At 65.9% G+C, this 16,250-nt stretch carries 16 protein-coding genes and 1 pseudogene; 5 read left to right on the top strand and 12 right to left on the bottom strand.

Going from position 1 to position 16,250, the window contains the following annotated elements; all coding sequences use genetic code 11:
• Positions 1 to 3: 3 nt before the first annotated feature.
• From AB0H42_RS17555 to AB0H42_RS17535, 5 genes are all read right to left on the bottom strand, one after another.
• The gene (locus AB0H42_RS17555) at positions 4 to 981 is read right to left on the bottom strand and encodes a glycine betaine ABC transporter substrate-binding protein (RefSeq protein ID WP_357056766.1); all 978 of its coding nucleotides are present in this window, start codon (positions 979 to 981) and stop codon (positions 4 to 6) included.
• A complete protein-coding gene (locus AB0H42_RS17550; RefSeq protein ID WP_357056763.1) occupies positions 978 to 1,757 on the bottom strand; it encodes an ABC transporter permease in 780 nt (259 codons plus the stop codon). The genes AB0H42_RS17555 and AB0H42_RS17550 overlap by 4 nt, the downstream gene beginning before the upstream one ends.
• Positions 1,754 to 2,935 (bottom strand): ATP-binding cassette domain-containing protein, encoded by a 1,182-nt coding sequence (locus AB0H42_RS17545; protein WP_357056760.1) that lies wholly within the window; start codon positions 2,933 to 2,935, stop codon positions 1,754 to 1,756. Before AB0H42_RS17545 ends, AB0H42_RS17550 begins: the two co-directional genes overlap by 4 nt.
• Positions 2,928 to 3,578 (bottom strand): ABC transporter permease, encoded by a 651-nt coding sequence (locus AB0H42_RS17540; RefSeq protein ID WP_357057002.1) that lies wholly within the window; start codon positions 3,576 to 3,578, stop codon positions 2,928 to 2,930. Before AB0H42_RS17540 ends, AB0H42_RS17545 begins: the two co-directional genes overlap by 8 nt.
• 178 nt (positions 3,579 to 3,756) lie before the next feature.
• On the bottom strand, positions 3,757 to 5,922 hold the full coding sequence (locus tag AB0H42_RS17535; RefSeq protein ID WP_357056757.1) for an acyltransferase family protein: 2,166 nt from the start codon (positions 5,920 to 5,922) through the stop codon (positions 3,757 to 3,759).
• 1,109 nt (positions 5,923 to 7,031) lie between these two features.
• On the opposite strand from AB0H42_RS17535, the gene AB0H42_RS17530 reads away from it, so the two are divergent.
• Together AB0H42_RS17530 and AB0H42_RS17525 are read left to right on the top strand one after the other, a co-directional pair.
• Entirely contained in the window at positions 7,032 to 8,285 is a 1,254-nt protein-coding gene (locus tag AB0H42_RS17530; RefSeq protein ID WP_357056754.1) for an FAD-dependent monooxygenase, read from the top strand.
• Positions 8,286 to 8,539: 254 nt separating this feature from the next.
• Entirely contained in the window at positions 8,540 to 9,346 is an 807-nt protein-coding gene (locus tag AB0H42_RS17525; RefSeq protein WP_357056752.1) for an aminoglycoside 3'-phosphotransferase, read from the top strand.
• Positions 9,347 to 9,404: 58 nt separating this feature from the next.
• Here AB0H42_RS17525 and AB0H42_RS17520 read toward each other — a convergent pair whose 3' ends face one another.
• The gene (locus AB0H42_RS17520) at positions 9,405 to 10,223 is read right to left on the bottom strand and encodes an APH(3'') family aminoglycoside O-phosphotransferase (RefSeq protein WP_357056749.1); all 819 of its coding nucleotides are present in this window, start codon (positions 10,221 to 10,223) and stop codon (positions 9,405 to 9,407) included.
• Between the two features lie 167 nt (positions 10,224 to 10,390).
• Between AB0H42_RS17520 and AB0H42_RS17515 the strand changes: the two genes are divergently transcribed.
• Complete coding sequence (locus AB0H42_RS17515) at positions 10,391 to 10,909, top strand: NUDIX hydrolase (RefSeq protein ID WP_357056745.1); 519 nt, start codon at positions 10,391 to 10,393, stop codon at positions 10,907 to 10,909.
• A 30-nt stretch (positions 10,910 to 10,939) separates the two neighbouring features.
• On the opposite strand, the gene AB0H42_RS17510 is transcribed toward AB0H42_RS17515, so the two are convergent.
• The 3 genes from AB0H42_RS17510 to AB0H42_RS17500 are packed head-to-tail and all read right to left on the bottom strand — an operon-like array spanning position 10,940 to position 12,587.
• Positions 10,940 to 11,740, bottom strand: a complete 801-nt coding sequence (locus tag AB0H42_RS17510) for an acyl-CoA dehydrogenase family protein (RefSeq protein WP_357056999.1) — start codon at positions 11,738 to 11,740, stop codon at positions 10,940 to 10,942.
• Complete coding sequence (locus AB0H42_RS17505; RefSeq protein WP_357057019.1) at positions 11,638 to 12,144, bottom strand: hypothetical protein; 507 nt, start codon at positions 12,142 to 12,144, stop codon at positions 11,638 to 11,640. The genes AB0H42_RS17510 and AB0H42_RS17505 overlap by 103 nt, the downstream gene beginning before the upstream one ends.
• On the bottom strand, positions 12,141 to 12,587 hold the full coding sequence (locus AB0H42_RS17500) for a hypothetical protein (RefSeq protein WP_357056742.1): 447 nt from the start codon (positions 12,585 to 12,587) through the stop codon (positions 12,141 to 12,143). The genes AB0H42_RS17505 and AB0H42_RS17500 overlap by 4 nt, the downstream gene beginning before the upstream one ends.
• Positions 12,588 to 12,737: 150 nt before the next feature.
• Between AB0H42_RS17500 and AB0H42_RS17495 the strand changes: the two are divergent.
• Positions 12,738 to 12,929: pseudogene (locus AB0H42_RS17495) on the top strand (IS3 family transposase); the annotation flags it as partial.
• Between the two features lie 239 nt (positions 12,930 to 13,168).
• Here the strand turns inward: AB0H42_RS17495 and AB0H42_RS17490 are convergent.
• The 3 genes from AB0H42_RS17490 to AB0H42_RS17480 are packed head-to-tail and all read right to left on the bottom strand — an operon-like array spanning position 13,169 to position 14,908.
• Complete coding sequence (locus AB0H42_RS17490; RefSeq protein WP_357056739.1) at positions 13,169 to 14,014, bottom strand: helix-turn-helix transcriptional regulator; 846 nt, start codon at positions 14,012 to 14,014, stop codon at positions 13,169 to 13,171.
• A gap of 8 nt (positions 14,015 to 14,022) precedes the next feature.
• Positions 14,023 to 14,541, bottom strand: coding sequence for a DUF6879 family protein (locus tag AB0H42_RS17485; protein ID WP_357056736.1), 519 nt, complete (start codon positions 14,539 to 14,541; stop codon positions 14,023 to 14,025).
• Positions 14,522 to 14,908: a hypothetical protein gene (locus AB0H42_RS17480; RefSeq protein ID WP_357056733.1), complete on the bottom strand. Its 387-nt coding sequence runs from the start codon at positions 14,906 to 14,908 to the stop codon at positions 14,522 to 14,524. Before AB0H42_RS17480 ends, AB0H42_RS17485 begins: the two co-directional genes overlap by 20 nt.
• Before the next feature lie 405 nt (positions 14,909 to 15,313).
• Here AB0H42_RS17480 and AB0H42_RS17475 point away from each other — a divergent pair, with 405 nt between their 5' ends.
• Positions 15,314 to 16,141: an SAM-dependent methyltransferase gene (locus AB0H42_RS17475; RefSeq protein ID WP_357056730.1), complete on the top strand. Its 828-nt coding sequence runs from the start codon at positions 15,314 to 15,316 to the stop codon at positions 16,139 to 16,141.
• Positions 16,142 to 16,250 lie beyond the last annotated feature (109 nt).

The following is a 16,250-nucleotide window of genomic DNA, read 5'->3' as shown; positions in this document are numbered from 1 at the left end:
CGTTCACTCCTCGGTGACGAATCCTTGCGCGACCATCCAGTCGCGCGCCACCTCCGCGGGCTCACGGCCCTCGACATCGACCTGCCGGTTCAGTTCCGTGATCGACTCGTTGGTCAGCAACCGGGAGATGGGTGCCATGAGCTCGGCGATCCGCGGATGCGCCCGGGCGAAATCCGCACGCATCACCAGAGCGGCATTGTACTTGGGGAAGAAAGAGCGATCGTCGCGCAGCAGGACCAGGTCGAGTCCGGGGATACGGCCGTCGGTGGCCGCGACCGAGCCGAATCCGCACTGCGCGGCGTCGGCGGTCGCCTGATAGACCACCGCGTCCTGGACGATTCGCTTGGGCACCTGCCCGCCGTCGATGCCGTAGGCGCGGGTGAGTCCCGGGAATCCGTCCTGGCGGACATTGAACTCGGTGCCCACGCAGATACTCGCCGCGGCGGGGTCGGTGGTGACCAGGCGCGCGTAGTCCGACAGGGTCCAGGTGCCGGTCCTTTCCGCGGTGCGCCGGGCGGTCGCCAGCGCGTAGGTGTTGTTCATGGGCGCCATCGCCGTCCACGCCATGTCGTGCGCGGCCAGGTCCGCGTCGCGCACCGCCGCGAACTGGCCCTGTTCGTCCGGGACCGGTTTCTCGTTGCCGAGATAGTTGACCCAGCCGGTTCCGGTGTAGTCGTAAGCGATATCGATCTGCCCGTTGACCTGGGCGTCGCGCAGACTGTTGGAGCCCTGGATATCGGTGAGATCCCGGACTTCGGCCCCGGCCGCGACCAGCGCGTATTCGATGATGTAGCCGAGGATGTTCTGTTCGGTGAAATCCTTGGAGCCCACCGTGACGGTGACACCCGCCAGCTCCGGGTCCGGGCGGATACTGCCGGGCCCGACCGGTAGCGGCACCGCGCTCCCGGCCTGCAGACCGCATCCGGCCAGTAGCAGTACCGCCGCCAGGAGCAGCAGCCGTGCCGATCGGACGGTTCTCATCGCAGCCCCCGCGGGCCGAGGAACCGTTCCGCCACCGCACCCAGCCAGTCCACCAGCAGGGCCAGTGCCACCGCGAGCACCGCGCCGACCACCAGCGTGACGTTATCGCGCAGTTTGTAGCCGGTATCGATCAGAATTCCCAATCCGCCCGCGCTGACCAGGAACGACAGCGTGGCGGTGCCGACGGCCAGCACCAGCGAGGTGCGTAACCCGGCCAGGATGAAGGGGACGGCGAGCGGGAACTCGATCCGGCGCAGGACCGTCACCGCCGACATCCCCTGTCCGCGCCCGGCGTCCACCAGCATCGGATCGACTTCCTGGTAGCCCAGGATCGTGTTGCGCAGGACCGGCAGCAGCGAATAGAACGCGATCGGCGCCACCCCGATCCAGAACCCGGTGGTGCGGGTGGCGAGATAGAACAGCACGATCAGCCCGATCGCCGGTGCGGCGGCCCCGATATTGGCGATACCGACGACGAACGGGGCCAGCCGGCGATACCCGGGCCTGGTGAGCAGGGTGCCCAGCGGGACCGCGACCAGCACCACGAGCAGCACCACGGTGGCGGTGATCAGGATGTGCTGCCAGGTGACGGTGGCGATATTGCCGGCGTTGAGGCTCGCCTGCTGGGTGAGGGTCAGGTCGCGCCGGAACGCCCACACCAGAACGCCCGCGGTGAGCAGCGCGACGAGCACCGGCTGGACCAGCAACCGGAGCCGCTCGGCGCGCCACTGCGCCGAGCGCCGCCCCGGTGCGGTGGGCGCCACCAAGGTGGTCATGCCGGTACGTCCGTCGTCGTGCCGGTGCCGGGCTCGGTCCGCAGCGCGGCCAGGTGGCCGACGAGAGTGTCGATCGTGACCAGTCCCGCGTACTTTCCGTCCGGCCCGGTGACCACCGCGGTGGCGTTCCGGTCACCCAGCAGCGCCGCCAGCCCTTCCTGCAGAGTCGATTCGGCGGATAGTGTCTCGGCCGCGGTCCCGGCCCCGCCGACAGAGTCGGTGTGGGCGAGGTCGGTGGTGGTGATCCAGCGCAACGGCCGCCCCGCGGTGTCGAGCACCAGGGCGCGAGCCCCGTCCCCGATCGCGGTCCGCGCCACGTCGACCGGAGCGTCCTCGGTGACCGTGGCGCATTCCTCGAGCGTGACCTCCCGGATCCGGGTCAGGGTCAGCTGTTTGAGCGCGGCGTCGGAGCCGGCGAATCCGGCGACGGTCTGGTCCGCCGGGTCGGCCAGGATCGCGGCCGGCCGGTCGTATTGCAGGATCCGGGACCGGTCGCCCAGGACCGCGATCCGGTCGCCGAGTTTCACCGCCTCGTTGAAATCGTGGGTGACGAAGACGATCGTCTTGCCCAGTTCGTCCTGTAGCCGGAGCAATTCGTCCTGGAGCAGGCCGCGGGTGATCGGGTCCACCGCGCCGAACGGTTCGTCCATCAGCAGGATCGGCGGGTCGGCGGCCAGCGCCCGCGCCACCCCCACCCGCTGCTGCTGCCCGCCGGACAGCTGGCGCGGATACCGGCGCCGGTAGGTCCCGGGATCCAGCCCGACCAGTTCCAGCATCTCGTCGGTGCGGGCGGCGATGCGCTTGCGATCCCAGCCGATCAACCCCGGGACGGTGGCGATGTTCCGCGCGACGGTCATATGCGGGAACAAGCCCGCCTGCTGGATGGAGTACCCGATACCGCGGCGCAACCGGTCGGGGTCGATCTCGGCGGCGTCGCGGCCGTCGATGGTCACCGTGCCGGAGGTGGGCTCGATCAGCCGGTTGATCATCCGCATGGTGGTGGTCTTCCCGCAGCCCGACGGTCCGACCAGTACCACGATCTCTCCGGCCGGTATCGTCATCGATACCGCGTCCACGGCCGGATCCTGTTGTCCGGGATATTGTTTGGTGACGGCGTCGAGCACGATCTCGACCCCGGACACCGCCGCCGCGGTCGTACGGTTCGCCGAATCAGTCACGAATACCCCTCGAAATGGTGAAACGTCCGACGAGGACGAAGATCCCGTCGAGAACCAGGGCGAGTGCGACGATCAGCACGGTGCCCGTGAGCGCCTGCGGTACCGCGTTGGGGCTACCGAGCCGGGCCAGCCCGGAGAAGATCAGATTTCCCAGCCCGGGGCCCTTGGCATAGGCGGCCAGCGCCAGAATGCCCATGATCAACTGGGTGCTCACCCGCATACCGGTCAGAATCGACGGCCAGGCCAGCGGCAGTTCGATCGCGGCGAGCACCCGCAACCGGTTCATGCCCACCCCGCGCGCCGCATCCACCACCGCGGTATCCACCGCGGAGAGACCGACGAGAGTGTTGCGCAGGATCGGCAACAGCGCGTAGAGCACCAGCGCGGTCACCGTCGGCGCGACACCCAGGCCCATCAGGGGAATGAGCAGCCCGAGCAGCGCGAAAGACGGCACCGTCAGAATGGTGCCGGCCGCGGCGGTCGCGGCCGCCGAGCCGAGCGGGCTGCGGTACACCGCGACACCCACGGCCACGGCCACCACCGTCGCGATGAGCAGGGACTGCACGACCGCCGAGACGTGCAGATAGGAGTCGACGAAGAGCTGATGCCGTCGTTGCACGACGAAGCTCCACCACGTATCCAGGATCCGACCTCCCGTTCCGGCCTCCAGCGAGGCTATCGCGACCGCGCCGCCCCCGGACGGGTTTTCCCGGAGGACGTGCGACCGCCGAGCCGGCGACGCGGCGCGCGACTACCGCGGGAGACGGTTCGTACGGTGACGATGACACACGACGAACGACCGGATCGGTGCCACGCCTGGATCAGTTGCGGGCGAGCGCGCGGTCGGCGAGTGCGCCGATGATCGGCGCGAGCGTTTCGGCGTAGCCGACGGTGAGGTGATTGTCGTCGCGGAAGACCAGGTTGTCCCCGATAACAAGCGGGCAGTCGTAGGGGGTGCAGAACAGTGAGGTCAGATCGGCGTACTGTCCGCCACCGCCGGTGGTTGCCGCCTGCTCGGCCGCGATACCGGCATCGTTCAGCGCATCCGGTCGTGCCGGTGCGCAGGCCGCGGAATCGTCGAGATGTTCGGACAGACATATCGGGACATCGGTGTGCGGGTCGGGGATCGACCCCAGCACGAGCACGGCCGCACCGGTTGCGCGCAGCCGGGCGACCAGGCGGTGCAGGCTGTCGATCCAGGCCGGGTCGTAGGAAACAAAGCCGAAGTCGGCACCATATCGCCGGGACATGCTCACCACGATCAACCGCGGTCGCTCGGCCTGCAGCCGGGCCACGATCTCGTCGCGCCACTGCTCGCATTCGGTGTACTCCCGGCCCAGGTAAGGACTGGTGATGGGCAGGTCCAGGAGCGGGCAGGTGACCTTGGCCATGGTCTCCAGCCGCCAGTGTCGCGCCGCGGTGATCTGCTCGAGCGCCGGCTGCCACATCGCGGCATGGGAATCGCCGACCAGGGCCACCGTGGTGGCCGAGTCCGGATCGCCGGAGGCGCACTCGGCCTGGCCCACCTCTCGCCAGGACCGTACACAGCCGTTCACGAATACGTCCGCTTTGCTCCCGGCCGCGTCGGCGAGCGAGGGGGTGAGATTCGAAGGGACGGGGCCGGTTGCGGCCGATGCGGCAATAGCGGCCTGCGCTTGTGCGACCTGCTGCCGGACTGCTGCCTCGCCGGGGTCCGTGGTCGGTGTGACCGGTGCGCTGGGTGCGGTGAGGGCAAGGGCCGGAGCCGCCGTACCGCGGCCGGCCGGGACCGGCACGAGTACGAGCAGTGCGAGCGCCACGCCGCCGGCAACAGCCGTGATCGCCCCGCCACAGGCGAGGCTGCGCGCGGCCGAACCGCGTAAGGGAACGGCGAAACGGGCCGGATTCTCGACCAGCCATAGTGTGAGCATGGCGAGTCCACCCGCTATCGTGACCGCGCCCAGCGAACCACCGAGTCCGAGCGGATGGCCGACCACCCAGGGCGCGAGCAGTAACACCGGCCAGTGCCACAGGTACCACGAGTAGGACCCGCGGCCGATCGCCCGTAGCGGGCCGAGTGCCAGCCCGCGCCCGACACCGAACCGCGGAGTGACGCAGCCGGAAATGATCACCAGTACGGTCCCTGCGACGGGTAGCAGCGCGGCGGTTCCGGGATATCGGGTGTGCTCGTCGAACCAGGTGCAAGCGGCGGCGATCAGCAGCAACCCGACCCACCCGGCCAGAGCGGCCGGAATCTTCGGCAGCCGGGACCACATCGCCGCCGACAGCGCGATCACGCCCCCGGCGGCCAACTCCCAGGCCCGGGTGGGCAGCGAGAAGAACGCCCACGACGGGAGCGTGCCGGTCCAGCTCAGTGAGGTTGCGAAGGAGAACGCGGCGACGATCAGGAGAACGATCAGATACGGCTGCGGTGCCGCCGAGCCGGTGTGGTGCCGTCGCGCGAACCACGCCGTCGCGGCGATAAGCACCGGCCAGAGCAGATAGAACTGCTCTTCCACACCGAGCGACCAGAAGTGTTGATACGGCGACGGAAGCACATCGCCGGCAAGATAGTCGGTGCCGCGCAGCGCAAACCGATAGTTCCCCGCGTATAGCGCGCTGGCGATCCCGTCGCCGAGTACCCGGCGGGCCGGCAGGGGCGGCAGCAGCACCGCGGCCGCCACCGCGGTGGTGACGAGGACAATTCCTGCCGCGGGTAGCAGTCGCCGGGCCCGCGCGCCGTAGAACAAGACCAATCCGATAGTGCCGGTGGTCGCCGTTTCGCGATAAAGGATTCCGGTGACGAGAAAGCCGGAAATGACGAAAAAGACATCCACGCCGACGAATCCGCCACCGACCCCGGGCATGCCCGCGTGAAAAAGCACGACGGCCACCACGGCAACTGCTCTCAATCCTTCGATATCGGGCCGGAAGTATCTCCGCGGCACCGCGTTATCGCCGCGGTCCGCACGCCGATCACCTAATTCGCTGCCGACCGCCACGGTCATGTGCAGCATTGTTATCGGTCTTGATGTTGTTGTCACGACAACGCACCGCGTGCGGATATTCCTGTCCGAGTTCTCCCGGTCGTGCTCGACGCCATCCACGGACAAATCGACGAATCGGGGGAGTGTCCGGTCAACGGTGGATACGATTCCGGTGTCGGTCGGCTACCGGTCGGGGTGATCCGGCCTTCGCCCGACACCGCACATGGGGACTGTGGATCGCGAGTCTGTTTCCGGCCTGATCCGCTGACCGGATGGCGAGTGGGAAAGGTGCCGCGCCGGTGACACTCGATGCCGTGACCAGGAAGAAAGCCGAGCAGCCGACGGTGGCGGAGCTGGTCCGGATAGGCGAGAGACAACCTTGTCCACGACCCGGCCAGGCCGCTCTCGGCTACCGCCGCGAGGGTCGGCAAGCTGCCGTCGCGACCGACTGAACCTGCCGCGCATGCTGATGACCGGATGCCGGGCCAGTTCTCGAGCGGCCTCGGCTTCCGCTACCGGACCTTTCACCCGGACTCCGCCGCGGCTGATCTCCGGGGGCCCCGCAGGAGTGCACGGGCATTGTCGGATCGGGAAACGGTGGGAAAATCGGCGAATTGTCGATGAGTAAACGCGAAAAATTCCAGATCCCGGCGCGTAGAATTCAAGCGGGTCGGGACACTATCTGGAGCCCATCATGACGACAAAGAATTCACACACGAAGTTCGCCCGGTTGGCGGCCGCCGCCGGTATAGCCGCAGTTGCCGCGATTCCGGTCGTCGCAGCCGCGCAGCAAGCGCCTACCGCGCAGGCAACCACGCCCACGTCTGCAACCCAACTCGTCGACAGCCCTGGCTGGGGTGGTGGCGGTTGGGGTCGCGGCGATGGTTGGGGCTGGGGTAATGGCGGCTGGGGTCGCGGCGGCTGGGGTTGGGGTAATGGTTGGGGTTGGGGTAATGGCTGGGGTTGGGGAAATGGCTGGGGCTGGGGTTGGAGTCCTGGCTGGGGTGGCTGGGGCAGCTTCTGACGCCGGTGACCGTGCCCGGCGACGCGCATCGTGCCGGGCTCGGTGACATCCAGTAACCGATCATGTGAAGTGAGGTGCGACCAGCCGGACTGGAGCTGGTAACGAGATGAAGATCGTATGCGTCGGTGGCGGGCCGGCCGGGTTGTACTTTGCCATTTCGATGAAGCGGCGCGACCCGGCCCATGCCATCACGGTGATCGACCGCGATCCCCCCGGGGCCACCTATGGCTGGGGCGTTGTGTACTGGGACGACCTGCTCGACATCCTGTACCGGAACGACCCCGAGAGCGCCCGGGCGGTGCGTGCCGAGTCGGTCGTATGGCGTGAACAGGCAATTCACTTGGGCGACCACCGGATTGCACATTTCGGGGGTTACGGGTTCAGCATGGGGCGCGCGGCGTTGCTCGACGTACTTTCCCGTCGGGCGAGCGATCTCGGCGTCGATGTCCGGTACGGGCGAGAGGTCCACGATCTGTCCGGATTCGACGACACCGATCTCATCGTCGCCTCCGACGGCGCGAACAGCCGGGTACGACAGCTGGGTGATGATTGTTTCGGTACGTCGGTCACACTCGGCGAGAATCGATATATCTGGCTCGGTACGGACGAGGTCTTCACCCGATTCACCTTCGCCTTCGAACACACCTCGGCCGGTTGGATCTGGTTCCATGCCTACCCGTCGGTTGCCGGGAAGATCAGCACCTGCATCGTCGAGTGCCAACCGCACACTTGGCATGGACTGGGATTCGACTCCCTGGACGATCCGGAAACGGTGCGTGTTCTGGAGAACATCTTCGCGCGCGTTCTCGGCGGTCATTCGTTGATCAGCAAGGCACGAGGCGAGTTCGCGAAATGGAGCCGCTTTCCCGAGGTGACCAACAAGACCTGGTATCACGACAATGTCGTGTTGCTCGGCGACGCGGCGCACACGACCCACTTCACCATCGGTTCCGGGACCCGGTTGGCTATCGTCGACGCCGTCGCGCTCGCACAGAATCTGTACCAGTATGCCGAGGTCGCCGATGCGCTGGAGAATTACGATGCCCAGCGGCGCGCCGCACTGCGCCCGATCCAGGCCGCCGCCCGGGCCAGTATGAACTGGTTCGAACACGCCGACCGGTATCTCGACCGTAGCGCCGTACAGTTCGCCTATGCGATGGCGGCCCGGCACGGGCCGCAGGTGCCGTGGCGATATCAGCTACACCTGCTCACACAGGTATCCGCCGTGCGCAGGGTCCGGCGTGCCGTGGACTCCGGACAGCGATGGTGGCGGGCTGCCCGACGGGGGGAATCCGCGATGGCATCGCCCTCGCCGCGACGCCCACGCGGACCGATCCCGACCGATCGGTCGGAGTCCTGATCCCGCATACGCCGAGCATTTCGCGGTCACGGGCCGTCCGCGGAAGAAACAATCGACCTGTCGAGGGGTGACCGACGGGCCCGGCCGGCGGGGTCGTTGGGTTTCAGACGCCGGGTGGACCGGCTTGCTTTTCATCCGCGGTTTGTCGGTCCTCACCCATGATTTCCCGAAGTGCGGTGGCGATGATCTGCCGCACTGGCCGCTGCGCTTCGACTCATTTGTCACCTGCGTGGGACAGAAGAGACGATCACACGATGAGCCGTCCTGTTACCGCTGAGATTCCGATCGGTCCCGTGGATGTGCCCGAGGTGGTCGAGGCGCTCGCCGGTGCCGACACGATAACCCCGGTGTGGCGTAACGAGCTCGGAGGTCTGACGTTTCGTCTCGAGGGCGAGGTGGTCAGGTATGCCAAGTGGGTTGCCGCGGGCACACCGGAGATCGATCTGCGCGGCGAGGCGGAGCGGCTGACTTGGGCGCAGCAGTGGGTGACCGTCCCCCGGGTCCTCGAGCACGGGGCCGACGAGCAGGGCGCCTGGTTGGTTACGGCGGAAGTCGCCGGACGCTCCGCGGTGGAGCCTCGGTGGATCGCGGAACCGACGACGGCGGCGGCCGCGATCGGGGCAGGGTTGCGCCGGCTGCACGAGCGCCTACCTCTCGACCGATGCCCGTTCGAGTGGAGTGTCGGAACACGACTCGTGCGCGCCGATGAGCGTATCGCCGAAGGGGAGGGACCGGCGGACCGGTCGCCCGAGTACCGGCATCTGAACGTCATGGAAGCCCGGGCACGGATCGGCGATCCGCCCGCGATCGACCGCCTCGTCGTCTGTCACGGTGACGCGTGCGTTCCGAACACGTTGTTGCACGACGACGGCGGGTTCGCCGCGCATGTGGATCTCGGCTCGCTGGGGGTGGGCGACCGATGGGCCGACCTCGCGGTCGCGGCATGGAGCACGGAGTGGAATTACGGCCCGGGATACGACGGGATCCTGTACGAGGCGTACGGGGTCGCGCCGGACCCCGAGCGCATCGATTACTACCGCCTGCTGTGGGATATGGCCTGAACATCCGTGCGCCGGGACCGGTGAGATCGCTACTTACGCGGTCCGGTCCGGCTCTTCCTCATCCCCAGGTGAGGGGGTCGAGGTGCAGGTAGAAGTCCAAGCGCTCGCGGTCCAGGTCGAGGCCGTACCCGGCCGCGAACAGCGTGTCGGCGGTCAGTGCCTGCTCCTCGTTCTCCCAGGTTTCCCGCGCGTTGGCGAGCAGGAGCGCCAGATCGGCATAGCGATCGGCGGACCCGAGACGGCCCAGATCGATGAATCCGGACACCTTCAGCGTTTCCCGGTCCACGACGATATTGGGCAGGCACAGGTCGCCGTGACAGACGACCGTGTCCGCAGCCTCCTGGGCGCGCATCCGCGCGATCTCGGGTTCGAGGCGGGCCAGCAGTTCCGCGGCCGGCGTGTGCTGCTGCTCGACGGGGAGAAACTCCGGGTTCACGGCATTCCGGCCGACGACGTCACGCGCCACGGCGACCATCGTCTCCAGGCCGCGGTCGTACGGGCAGCGTTGCGCCGGTAGTTCGTGCAGCCCGCGCACCGTGCCGGCGATATGTTCCCAGGCCGCGCGGAGGTCCGTAGCCGAGAGTCGATCCGCGGAAACGCCGGGGACGGCACCGGTCACCAGCAGTGCTCCCGCCTCGCCGGAGTGCCAGTCGAGCACCCGTGGGCCCGGCACGTCCTGGTCGGCCAGCCACTCCACTCGGTCGTGCTCTGCCTTCAGCACGGCGGCCTCCGCGGCCGGAACGCATTTGGCGTATCGGGTGGCGTCCGCGTCGCGAAAGACTGTGGCGCCCGACTCGCCGGTGGTGACAGGTGACCAGTCTTCGATGGTGTATCCCGCACTCGCCAATATCGTTCGCGGGTCGTGGCCATCACTCATTCCGGCCACTCTAACCAGCCCGCCTCCGCGCTTGTCGGCCCGAAGGCGGCGCCCGCGCTCGGTCCGGGGCGACCAGTGGCCGAGACACGCATATGGGCGCCCCCCGCGTGCGTGGGAACAGCCCGACACCACCCGTGAGTATCCGGTGCGCCGGTAGGCTGCCGCAGGTGACCGCGTCGGATTCCGGAGATCCCCTTTCTGCCGGTGTGCTGCCGATGGAGCAGTACATCGCGGGTCTGGTCCGTAAGCGGATGGCGGCGGGGGTGTTGTTCCGCGACGGGAAGGGTCGAGTGCTGTTGGTCGAGCCGTCTTACAAGCCGAACTGGGAGATTCCCGGTGGTGCTGTGGAGGCCGATGGGTCGCCGTGGGAGACGGCGCGGCGTGAGGTATTCGAAGAGCTGAGTTGGCGTACTTCGGTGGAACGGTTGCTGGTGGTGGACTATGTGCGTCCACAAGATCATCGACCCGAAGGTGTCGTGTTCGTCTTCGACGGTGGTGTCATGGCTGAGCGCGACGTCGCCGGTATGACTTTTCGCGAGGGTGAGATCTTGTCCGCCGGCTTTCACACCTTGCAGGAAGCTGCCGAGCGGGTGAAGCCGTTGCTCGCCGATCGGCTTGCTGCTGCGCTGTCCGCTGCCCAAGAGGGTGCCACTGTGTTGTGTGAGCAGGGCCGACGCCTTACCTGATGAATACTCCTTCGTGCGGGTGGTCCTGGGTCATGCGGACTCAGGCAACCGATTGGCGGCAGCTCCCCGGATTGTCTCGCCGGTCATGTGCTGTTTGCCGGCTGCGAGATAGAGGCTGTCGTGGATGCCGTCGGCGTACATCAGGCCGCCCAGGTCCCGGCGAGTCTTCGCAACCTGGCTGTCGGCGCGGAACCCGGCGGCGCCCAACAGTAGGGAGAGGTCTTTGAGGGCCAGGTTGGCTGCATCGATACCATGGGCTTTTGTCTCGGCGCTCCACCGTTCGGCATGCTGATAGCCGGATGCGGCGAGGTCGGCCGCGCTGGCGGCTGCAAGCAGGGCCGTGACGATCTGGGCGTGCCCTCGGCCGATTGTTATGAGCGCCGAGTCCCGCACTCGCGTGATGTCACCTGTATCGCGTCGGTCGGCGAGAGCGGTGACCACGGTGTCGAACACCGCGGCGGCGCCGCCCAGCGCGGTGGCGGTGACCAGTGGCCGATAGTGGGCGAAGTGTTCGCGGAGCAGGGCCATTCCGTCGCCTCTCAGAACGTTCCCGGGCTGGATCGGGACCGCCCGGAGATCGAGGGTGCCCCAACTCCACCCGGCCAAGCCCGCAGGAGGGAACGTATGGCGGTGCAGCCCGGGTTCCGCAGCGTCGACCACAGCGGCTGCCAGGTAGCCGTCCGGCGCGCGGAAGAACAGCACGAACAGCGCCGCTTCGCTGAGGCGACTTATCCAAGTTTTGTGGCCTGTGACCAGCCATCTGCCTCCTGCGATGGAGGTTGCGCAGGTGCGGGCGGCGGCAGGGTTGGACCCGCCGTGTGGTTCGGTGATCGCGATCCCTGCCAGTTCACCCGAGAGGAGTCGAGGGATCCACTGCCCGCGGGCTTCCGGTCCGGCGTGGCGGGCGATGAGGGCCCCGTGGCCCAGGCCCGTGGCGTCACGCAGGTCGATATCGCGGTAGTCGCAAAGGAACTGTGCGAGCACCTGAACAGCGGCGACTGGTCGCCGGTGTCGAGGACCTCGCGGCGGGCGAGTCCGCTGCGGATGGCCAGCAGCCGGTACCTACGGTCTTCAGATCCCAGCGTCGCGGTCAACGGGTAGCTTTCGACCAGTTCATCGAGTGCACGAGCGAGGACGATCAATTGCTTCCAGCCGGTGCGATGGTGAGGGTCGAGCACAGACTGCAGGGGCTGAAGCCAGGTGTCGATGACCTCCGGCAGGCTGATGGTGTTCACGGTGCCTCCCCGTGCACTTCGGCGGGGTGGCCGTAGGCCAGGGCTCGAGGTGGGATGTCGCGGGTGACCAGTGACCCCGCTCCTACAAGGGCGTCGGCGCCGATGGTGACACCGGCCAGTATCACCGATCCAGTTCCTACCTTGGCGCCGGTATCGAAGCGGGGTGCAAGCAGTATCGGTTGGCGATGTGGGTCTCGCCAGGTCAGAGTCTTGTCGTCGATGGTGCGCACACCGGCGCCCAGGAATACCCGGTCGGCCAGTCGTGTGGAGCTGGTGATGTGTGAGCCGGGTGAGCACCGCACCTGGCTCCCGATCCGGGAAGCGCGTTCGATGCAGAGGTGGTGCCCGAGTTGTGTATCGTTACCGACAAATACGCCGGTGCGCAGCAGCGTGTGGTGTCCGATCACCGTGCCGGACCCGATACCTGATTCGGCATAAACCACAGTATTGCAACGGATCACAGCGTCGGAACCGATTATCGTGGTGCCACCGTGGCCGCCCCGGATCGACCCACGGCGTATCCGTGCTCCGGTTTACCGTGAACCACCCCGGGTCTGGTGCTCACCTTCTTTCTTGGGAAGGATGGGCGAATCATGCCTGCGAAGTACGACGAAGCGACCAGGGCCAAGGCTGTCCGGCTGGTCGTCGATCACCGTGACGACTACGACAGTGAGTGGGCCGCGATGAAAGCGGTCTCCGCGCGGTTGGGGATGACCACGGAGACCCTGCGCAAATGGGTGCGTAAGGCCGCGGTCGACGCCGGTGAGGCCGACGGGGTCACATCGCCACGACAGCGCCTGAATGAGTCGACTGTCTTCGGAAGCGCCACAGGAACCATCGCAGACTTATGTCACCAGCGGCGGAGTGCAGCCCGGAGCACATCAACAGCCGTACGGCTACCGTCACCGCGACTTCGACATCGGGTCGGCACGACCGACATCGCGGTGCCGAAATTGCGGCAGTAATCGTATTCTCTGAAACTGCTGCTCGAGCGCCGTAGACGCGCCGAACGGGTGCTGTTGCTTTATGGTTGTTCCTCGCGTTGTTTTTCGATCGCGTTTCTGATCAGCGTTCGCGCCGCTTCGCCGGTCATCGACTGGCTGGCCAGAGAATTGAATGATCGGTGGTAGATATCTATTTCCCGCGCCTGATTGATCTTCAGTTCCGCGGTGACGCCTTCTACCACGACAACGCGGCGATCGTACATGACGAAGTTCATGGCAGGGGCTGGACAGTAGGCGTGAGCCGGTACTATACCCAACAGCACGCGGGGCAATCCGATCACCGCCAGTAGTCGGTCCAATTGCCCTGCCATCACATCGTGGCAAGCCACACCCGTGGAAAGAGCTTGTTCGCCGATAAGAATATGAAACCTGCACTCTCCCCGGTAGAGTAGTTTTTGTCTTTCAAGCCGTTTCGAAACGCCTTCATCAAGATCATCTGGTATTCGATAAAATTCGATTGCCTGCCGTAAGATTTCTTCGGCATATTCTGCGGTCTGGAGAAGTCCGGGTATTACGTAGGGTTGGTAGATCCTCATCAGTCGGGTCTGTCCGGCAAGCTTCGCCAGCTTGTTCTGCCCACTTTTTGTGCCTCCGCTCAGGACGCGCCGCCACTCGACGTGGGCACTGTCGATATTTCGAAGCGTGGTGATCAGTTCCGGCAGTTCAGGCTCCGCGCCCAGGATGTTGCAGTAGGCTCGGAGATCGGCCTCGGAGGGGGGTCGTCTGCCGTATTCCAGCTTCGATACCTTGGATTCATGCCACCCTGCACGTTCGGCGAGGTCGCGCCCGGACATTCCGGTGGCGCGGCGCAGCTCCCTGAGTCGTTGTCCGAGGGCTTCTCTCGCTTCCTGAACGTTACCGGTCACTTCACCATCTACGACGCTTCACGGGCTGCATATTCAGCATGAGGTGTGGCCAACTTCCAGAGCCGTTGTCTGACGCCTTGACAGTACTCGACGATGCGAGGATCTGTCGTCAGAGCCACGCCGGCCGACTTGAGTTGTCGGTTAACCAGATTGAACGCCACCCGCTCATTATCTATAAGCCACCAATCGTCCGTCGGTACCTCCCCGGCGAGATGGCGTGGTAAATAACGGATATCTTCACCCGCCTCGACGTTGCGAAAGGCGACGACGAGACTCCACCTCTGGTAGTCGGTGTGCGGCACAGTAACTACCCGAATCCGGCTCACCCTGACACCCCGGCCGGTCAACTCCTCGACAAGCGCTTCCCAGTCTCGAAACCACTCGTAGTCATCGGGCTCATTGTTCAGAAACCGCCGGAACGGTTCGGACTCCACGGGTACCGCGTAGTCATCTCTGACTTCGAGATGGAACGCTTCACTGCGGCACTCGCGGAACAGGTCAGACCAGTCACCTTGCCGCAGATACACCGTAGAAGGTCCTTTTGCTCTTGGGTACCTCGATTGCCGCCTCGTCGTCCGCGAGGTCGAGTTGACTCAACGTCTTGTCGTCCGTAATCGGCCGACCGCTGAGGGTGAACGTACCCCGTCCCGTGTCGGTCAGCGCGGTCCCGATAAACGTGTGCGGTTCGGCGAAACCCGTCAATAGGTGCGGAATCTCGATTGTCTCTGATGTGCCGGTGCGCCAGCCTGTCGCTACGTAACTGCCCTGGTCGGTGGCGTACAGGGTCGGGCAGTCGTTCACCTGTGAACCACCTCTGCCGAGGAACCTGAGCTGCATTGTGTCGCGCCCTTTCTCGCGTTCTGCACTGGTGATCTGCGCATCCTCATCTTTCATCGATTGGGCCAAACTTCACAGGAAAACAGCCGAACTTGGACAAATTTGGGCAAGTTCGTGGCTCGTGCACTCGTTGGCCTTCTAGCGTCTGAGCTGACAGCCGGGGCAGAAGTTCACGGGCCGCTCGAGCTGGGGGGTCGCCCGCTCAACCAGCCCTGAACGGCCTACCAACGACTGAGCAGGAAATGACATGGCATGGCACGCAAAGAGCTTCGGCCCTTCTCCCTGCCCGCTGAGAACCGGACTGGACGGCCACGGGTCAGACGATGACGAACGGTCCAAGGTGGGTTCCAGCCGTGATGCCACGAGCTGTTGGGTGCATCTGTGTACCCGTTGCTGGGGAGACCCATTCGTATGAGCGCACACATCGCGACGCCAAAGATTGGTGTATGTAGGCCGGTCGGTGTGGACACAACCCGGGCCAGTATCGCCCGGGTCTACGACTACAGCCTCGATGGTAAGGACAATTACCCGGTCGACCGAGCTGCGTTCGAAGCAATTCTCGGGGTCGCACCCGGTCAGCGTGAGGTGTCGCGACTGAACCGGCGGTGGCTGCATCGAGTGGTGCGATACCTGGCGGGACCGGCCGGGATCGATCAGTTTCTCGATATCGGTGCGGGGTTGCCGACTGTCTGCAATACCCATCAAGTCGCCCAGCAGGAGAACAGGGACGCCCAGGTGGTGTACGTCGACAACGATCCGCTGTGTTGTGCGCACGGGCGGGCGTTGCTGGAGCAGAACCCGAACACTCACTACCTCTGTGGCGATCTTCTCGAAGACGGCACCTTGCTGGAGAACCAGGGTGTGACCCGGTACCTGGATCCGGGCCGGCCCATCGGTCTCATCGTGTGCGGAGTGCTGCACCACGTCGATGACCGTATCGATCCGGCCGGAGTTGTGCGCGGCTATACCGATCGGCTCGCGGACGGCTCGTTCGTGGCGATCACCAGTTTCTGGGACCCGGGCGACGAGGATCCCGCACTGCACGCACTCGCGAAACGGTTGGAGCGGGCGTTTACCGAGATGAGTGTGGGTTCGGGTTGGTACCGCACTCGGGAACAGCAGCTCGAATACTTCGGCGGGCTGGAACTCGTTGAGCCCGGTCTGGTCGGGCTCACTGACTGGTGGCCGGCGGGACCGCCTACTCGTCCGCGGTGGCCCGAGGAACGGTTGATCCTCGGTGCAGTCGGCCACAAGCCTCTACCGGCTCCGCCCCGGATACATCCCGGCTGAGCGCAGGCTTCTGCAACCTCGGTTTCTTACTTCTGCGCGTGTGCCACCGATGTCACCCGTGCTCTCTCCCAGCCGTCGGCCCGGGTTCAGGCGGTGACGCGCCTGGGCT

Origin of the sequence: Nocardia sp. NPDC050799, from assembly GCF_040654015.1 — a bacterium.
GTDB lineage: Bacteria > Actinomycetota > Actinomycetes > Mycobacteriales > Mycobacteriaceae > Nocardia.
The sequence above is the reverse complement of the archived record's forward strand: the minus strand, read 5'-3'. Positions and strand labels throughout refer to the sequence as shown.